Genomic DNA, 6,529 nt, shown 5'->3' with positions numbered 1-6,529 from the left:
CCCCCGGCCCGTCCTCCAGCCCGCCGCCCGGACCGGCCCCGGCCGAGCCCGTCCCGTCCGCCGGCGAGGCGCGCAGGGCGGCCCGCGACGGCCGGGAGCTCGCGAAGGAGGAGGGCGCGGCCTTCGCCACCTCCTTCGAGGACGGAGACCCGCAGCCGACCTGGGTCAACACGGCCGAGAAGGCCGAGAACATCACCGGCACCCTGCCCGGCGGCATCGAGGGCGGCCTGTCCGACAAGATCGTCCAGGTGCTGGCCGGCGGCGAGAACGCGTCCGCGGGCGAGGTGAAGGAGAACCTGGCCGACACCGACGCCGCCACCAAGTGGCTGGTGTTCGCGGCCACCGGCTGGGCCCGGTACGACCTGTCCGAACCCGTCGCGGTCGTGCACTACGCGCTCACCTCCGCCGGCGACGCCCCCGAGCGCGACCCGCGCGACTGGGAGTTGCAGGGCTCGCACGACGGGCGGAGCTGGACCACCCTGGACACCCGCGCCGGCGAGACGTTCACCGCCCGCCACCAGCGCAAGGAGTACCGCTTCGGCAACGCCGTCGCCTACCCGAGCTACCGGCTGAACATCACCCGGGTCGCCGCCGGCTCCACCCTGCAACTGGCGGAGTGGGAGCTGTCGGACGGGCACACCGGCCCCCGCCCGCCCAGCGACATGCGCACCGAGGTCGGCACGGGCCCCTCGGGCGGGTTCGTCTCCAGGCCGCGCGCCGGGTTCACGGGCCTGCGGGCCCTGCGGTACGCGGGCGGCACCACCTCGCCGGACGGCGGCCGGTCGCGCAACAAGGTGTTCGAGGTGGACATCCCGGTCACCGCCACCACGGAGCTGTCGTACCTGGTCTTCCCCGAGTTCACCGCCGCCGATCTGCGCTACCCCAGCACGTACGTGTCGGTGGACCTGGCCTTCGACGACGGCGGCCTCCTCAGCGACCTCAAGGCCGTGGACCAGCACGGCGTCCGGCTGACCCCGAGGGCGCAGGGCGAGTCCAAGACCCTGTACGCCGACCAGTGGAACTTCAAGCGCGCCGAGCTCGGCCGGGTGGCCAGGGGCAAGCGCGTCACCAGGATCCTGGTGGCCTACGACAGCCCTGCCGGGATGGCCGGGTTCCGGGGCTGGGTGGACGACATCAGGATCGTCTCCGAGCGGGGGCGGCAGCCGTACGAGGGGCGCGACGAACGGCACGCCGGGCCCTCGCGGTACGTGGTGACGACCCGCGGCACGCACTCCACCGGCGGTTTCTCCCGGGGCAACAACTTCCCGGCGACCGCGGTCCCGCACGGGTTCAACTTCTGGACGCCGATGACGAACGCGGGCTCGACGAGCTGGCTGTACGAGTACCACCGCGCCAACAACGCGGCCAACCTGCCGCAGATCCAGGCGTTCACCGCCAGCCACGAGCCGAGCCCGTGGATGGGCGACCGGCAGACGTTCCAGTTCATGCCCTCGGCGGCCGAGGGGACGCCGGACCCGTCGCGCACCGCCAGGGCGCTGGCCTTCCGGCACGAGCGCGAGGTCGCGCGCCCGCACCTGTACGCGGTCACGTTCGACAACGGGCTGAAGACCGAGATCGCCCCGGCCGACCACGCGGCGCTGGCCCGGTTCACCTTCCCGGGAACCGCCGCGAAGCTGATCTTCGACAACGTGAACGGCGACGGCGGCCTCACCCTCGACCCCGGGGCGGGGGTCGTCACCGGCTACTCGGACGTGCGCAGCGGCCTGTCCACCGGGGCCACCCGGATGTTCTTCCACGCCGTCTTCGACCGTCCGGTCACCGGCGGCGGCAGGCTGACCGGGCAGGGCCGCGACGACGTGCTCGGTTACCTGTCCTTCGACGCGGGCCCGAGCCGGACGGTGAGCATGCGCATCGCGTCCTCGCTGATCAGCGCGGCGCAGGCGAGGCGGAACCTGGAGCTGGAGATCGCCGCCTCCGACACCCTGGAGACGGTCAGCGACCGGGCCCGCCGGGCCTGGGACGCCAGGCTGGGCGTCATCGAGGTGGAGGGGGCGAGCCGCGACCAGCTCGTCACGCTCTACTCGAACCTGTACCGGCTCTTCCTGTATCCGAACTCCGGCTTCGAGAACACCGGCACCGCCGCCGAGCCGGTGTACCGGCACGCCGTCCAGTCGGCCACCGCCACCCCGCCCAGCACGCCGACCGAGACGGGCGCGCCGGTGGTGGACGGGAAGGTGTACGTCAACAACGGCTTCTGGGACACCTACCGCACGACCTGGCCCGCGTACGCGCTGCTCGCGCCGGAGGCGGCCGGCGAGATGGCGGCCGGGTTCGTCCAGCAGTACCTGGACGGCGGCTGGATCGCGCGGTGGTCGTCGCCGGGGTACGCCGATCTGATGGTCGGCACCAGCTCCGACGTGGCCTTCGCCGACGCCTACCTGAAGGGGGTGACGGGGTTCGACGCCGAGGCCGCGTACGCCGCCGCGGTGAAGAACGCCACGGTCGTCCCGCCGTCCAGGAACGTGGGGCGCAAGGGGCTGGCGACGTCCACGTTCCTCGGGTACACGAGCGTCGGGTCCACGGGCGAGGCGATGTCGTGGGCGATGGACGGCTACATCAACGACTTCGGCATCGCGAACATGGCCGAGGCGCTGGCCGCCCGCTCCACGGGGGCCCGGCGGGCCCGCTACCTGGAGGAGCACGAGTACTTCCGGGAGCGGGCGCGGAACTACGTGCACCTGTTCGACCCGGCGACCGGCTTCTTCCAGGGCCGCGACGCCGACGGCTCCTTCCGCCGCAAGCCGGGCGCGTACGACCCGCGCGTCTGGGGCTACGACTACACCGAGACCAACGGCTGGAACATGGCCTTCCACGTCCCGCAGGACGGCCGCGGCCTGGCCAACCTGTACGGCGGCGCCGACCGGCTGGCGGACAAGCTGGACACGTTCTTCGCCACCCAGGAGACGGCGCTCCTCCCCGGCTCGTACGGCGGCCTCATCCACGAGATGCGCGAGGCGCGGGACGTGCGCATGGGCCAGTACGGTCACAGCAACCAGCCCTCCCACCACATCGCCTACCTGTACGACTACGCGGGGCAGCCGTGGAAGACGCAGGCCAGGGTGCGCGAGGCGCTCGCGCGGCTGTACCTGGGCAGCGAGATCGGCCAGGGCTACCCGGGCGACGAGGACAACGGGGAGATGTCGGCCTGGCAGGTGTTCGGCGCGCTCGGCTGCTACCCGCTGCAGATGGGCAGCCCCTTCTACGCGATCGGCTCGCCGCTGTTCGAGAAGGCGACGGTGCGGCTGGGCGACGGCCGCAAGCTGGTCGTCCGGGCTCCGGGCAACAGCGCGCGCAACGTCTACGTGCAGGGGCTGACGGTCAACGGCAAGCCGTACGGGAAGACGTACCTGCCGCACGACCTGATCGCCCGCGGCGGCGAGCTGGTCTTCGAGATGGGGCCGAAGCCGTCACGGTGGGGCACCGGCCCGGACGCCGCGCCGCCCTCGATCACCCGTGACGACCGGGTGCCCGCGCCGCTGCGCGACGTCACCGGGCCGGGCCGCGGCACGGCGTCCGGGGCCGGCGGCGCGGACGTGGGCGCCCTGTTCGACGACACCTCGGCCACCCGGGCGGCGCTGCCCGAGTGGGTCCGCTACGACCTGCCCGCCGAGCGGCGGGTGAGCTTCTACACGCTCACCTCCGGCGCGCGGCCGGGCGAGGACCCGACCGGCTGGGTGCTGGAGGGTTCCGCGGACGGCACGTCGTGGCGGGTGCTCGACGAGCGCTCCGGTGAGAGCTTCCCGTGGCGGCTGCAGACCCGGCCGTTCAAGGTCGCCGAGCCGGGCGCGTACCCGCACTACCGGATCAGGTTCACCGGCGGGACGTCGCTGGCGGAGATCGAGCTGCTCGCGCCGTCCGCGCCGGACACCTCGCCGCTGGTCGTCGAGGCCGCCGGGGCCTTCGCCGCCCCCGGGGAGAGCGTGACGATCCCGGTGACCGTGAGCAACAGCGCCATCAGCCCGGCGACCGCGACCGGGCGGCTGACCGTGACCGCGCCGGAGGGGTGGGCCGTCGAGCCGGCCGCCGCCGCCTTCGGGCCGCTCGCGGCGGGCGCGTCCCAGGTCGTGCCGCTCCGGGTGACGGCGCCGGCGACGGCGGCTCCCGGCAGCCGTCCGGTACGGCTGACGGCTGCCTCCGGCCTGGGCGTCACGTCCGCCCGGGTGACGGTCACGGTGGTCGGCGACACCGTGGAGTTCACGCCCGGCACCCCGGCCGAGGAGCCCTGGCTGCTCGACGAGGGCGGCTCCCAGCTCGACGGCGAGGTGCACGACGGCCGCGCCCGCTTCACCGACGGCGACAGCCAGGCCGTCTACCGGTTCGAGCTGCCGGCGCGGGCCACCGGCGGCACGTTGACGCTGGACATCGGCAACCAGTTCCTGGTGCAGGTCTCGCCCGACAACCGGAGCTGGCGGACCGTGCTCCAGGAGAGCGGGAACGTGCGCGACCTGTCCAACCGGGCGGAGCGCACCGTGGACCTCGGCGAGGGCCGCACGTTCTACGTGCGTCTCGCCGACAGCCGGCCGGAGGACGGCTGGGGTTCCTGGCTGGCCCGGCTCCGGCTGCACCTGCGATACCCGGCCGCCTGACGCGGCGGCGCCCGGGGCCCCGCTGCCCCGGGCACTGCCGCTGACCTGCCGCTTTCCGCTGTGTCGTGACATCACCGGCCCGCCGCCGGATGCTACTCTCCGTTATATATTGGCTACTTTTCGTATAGCAGGGAGCGCTTGTGAAGGTCGCGTGCGTCGGCGGCGGACCCGCCAGTCTCTACTTCTCGATCCTGATGAAGCGGGTGGACCCCGCCCACGACATCACCGTCTACGAGCGCAACCCGGCCGGCTCCACGTACGGCTGGGGCGTGACCTACTGGGACGAGCTGTTCGGCTACCTGCACGACGTCGATCCCGAGTCGGCCCGCGCCATCAGCGCGACCTCGGCCCGCTGGGACAGTTGGGTCGTGCACCTCCAGGACCGCGCCACGGTGACGATCGGGCACGGCGACAAGGGGTTCGGCATCAGCCGCCGCCGGCTGCTGGCCATCCTCACCGAGCGGGCCGAGTCGCTCGGCGTGCGCGTCGAGTTCGAGCACGAGATCGCCGATGAGGACGAGGTGGCCGACGCCGACCTCGTCGTGGCCGGCGACGGCGTCAACAGCGTGCTGCGCGAGCGGCACGCCGAGCACTTCGGCACCGAGGTGGTCACCGGGCGCAACCCGTACGTCTGGCTCGGCACCACCAAGGTGCTCGACTCCTTCACCTTCGCCTTCGTCGAGACCGCGCACGGCTGGATCTGGTGCTACGGCTACCCGTACAGCGAGGAGCACAGCACGTTCATCGTCGAGTGCGCGCCGGACACGTGGCGCGGGCTCGGGTTCGACACGGCGAACGAGGCCGACTGCCTGGGTCAGCTCGAGAAGCTCTTCGTGGAGGTGCTGGACGGGCATCCGCTGATCGGCCGCTCCCCGGCCGAAGCCCGCACGCAGGACGGCGGGGCCCACTGGCTGCACTTCCGCACCCTGACCAACCAGACGTGGCACCGCGGCAACCTCGTCCTGCTCGGCGACTCCGCGCACACCACGCACTACTCCATCGGCGCGGGCACCGCGCTGGCGCTGGGCGACGCGGCCTTCCTGGTGGACGCGCTGCACGGCGACACGCAACTCGACTCGGCGCTCGCGACCTACGACAAGGAGCGCATCCCCACGATCCGCCCCTCCCAGCGGGCCGCCCGGCGCAGCGCGCGGTGGTACGAGAACGTCCCGCGTTACGTGGACCGGCCGCCCAGGGAGATGATCTCGCTGCTCAACCAGCGGCACTCCGGGGTGCTCCCGCACGTGCCACCGCGCCTGTACTATCGGGCCGGCCAGGCGGCCGACGCGCTCGCGGGCCTGAGCGCGCGCCTGTTCAGGCGGCGCTGATCGGGCAGAAGTAGAACGGAACCATACGTTCCCTTAGACTGCGGCCATGAGCAGCGCACCCATGAGCGGCCGCAAGGCCCAGGCCGCACGTAACGACGAGCTGATCCTGCGCGCCGCGCGGGCGGTCTTCACCGCCGACCCCGGCGCCCCCATCGCGGCCGTGGCCGAGCGGGCGGGCGTCGGGATCAGCGCGCTCTACCGCCGCTACCCCAGCAAGGAGGCGCTGCTGCGGAAGCTGTGCGCCGACGGCCTCGGCCTCTACGTCGAGGTCAGCGAGCGCGCGCTGGCCGACTGCGGGGACCCGTGGGAGGCGTTCGCCGGCTACCTGCGCGGCATCGTGGACGCCGACTCCAGCTCGCTGACTATCAACCTGGCCGGCACCTTCACCCCCACCGAGGACCTGGGCAAGCTCTCGGCCAGGGCGTCCGCGCTGGCCGTCGAGGTGCACCACCGGGCGGTCGCGGCGGGGGTGCTGCGGCCGGACGTGACGGTGGCCGACATCGCGCTGCTGTTCGAGCAGCTCGCCTCCATCAAACTGGGCGGCGAGGAGCGCGCCACCCAGTTGCGCCACCGCTACCTGACCCTGGCCATGGA

Annotated in this window: 3 protein-coding genes; all 3 read left to right on the top strand. The window is 72.9% G+C overall.

What is annotated here, in order from left to right; genetic code table 11:
- Nucleotides 1-4,607, top strand: a 4,607-nt coding sequence (locus tag FAF44_RS51385; RefSeq protein WP_237110799.1) for a GH92 family glycosyl hydrolase, incomplete at its 5' end; no start/stop codon positions are given.
- Between the two features lie 140 nt (nucleotides 4,608-4,747).
- On the top strand, nucleotides 4,748-5,935 hold the full coding sequence (locus tag FAF44_RS51380) for an FAD-dependent monooxygenase (RefSeq protein WP_237110798.1): 1,188 nt from the start codon (nucleotides 4,748-4,750) through the stop codon (nucleotides 5,933-5,935).
- Between the two features lie 46 nt (nucleotides 5,936-5,981).
- On the top strand, nucleotides 5,982-6,529 hold a 548-nt coding region (locus FAF44_RS51375; RefSeq protein ID WP_237110797.1), incomplete at its 3' end, for a TetR/AcrR family transcriptional regulator.

It is taken from the genome of Nonomuraea sp. MG754425 (assembly GCF_021699195.1).
In the GTDB taxonomy this organism is placed as follows: Bacteria; Actinomycetota; Actinomycetes; order Streptosporangiales; family Streptosporangiaceae; genus Nonomuraea.
Note: the sequence above shows the minus strand (reverse complement) of the source record. Positions and strands in the feature narration are given on the sequence as shown.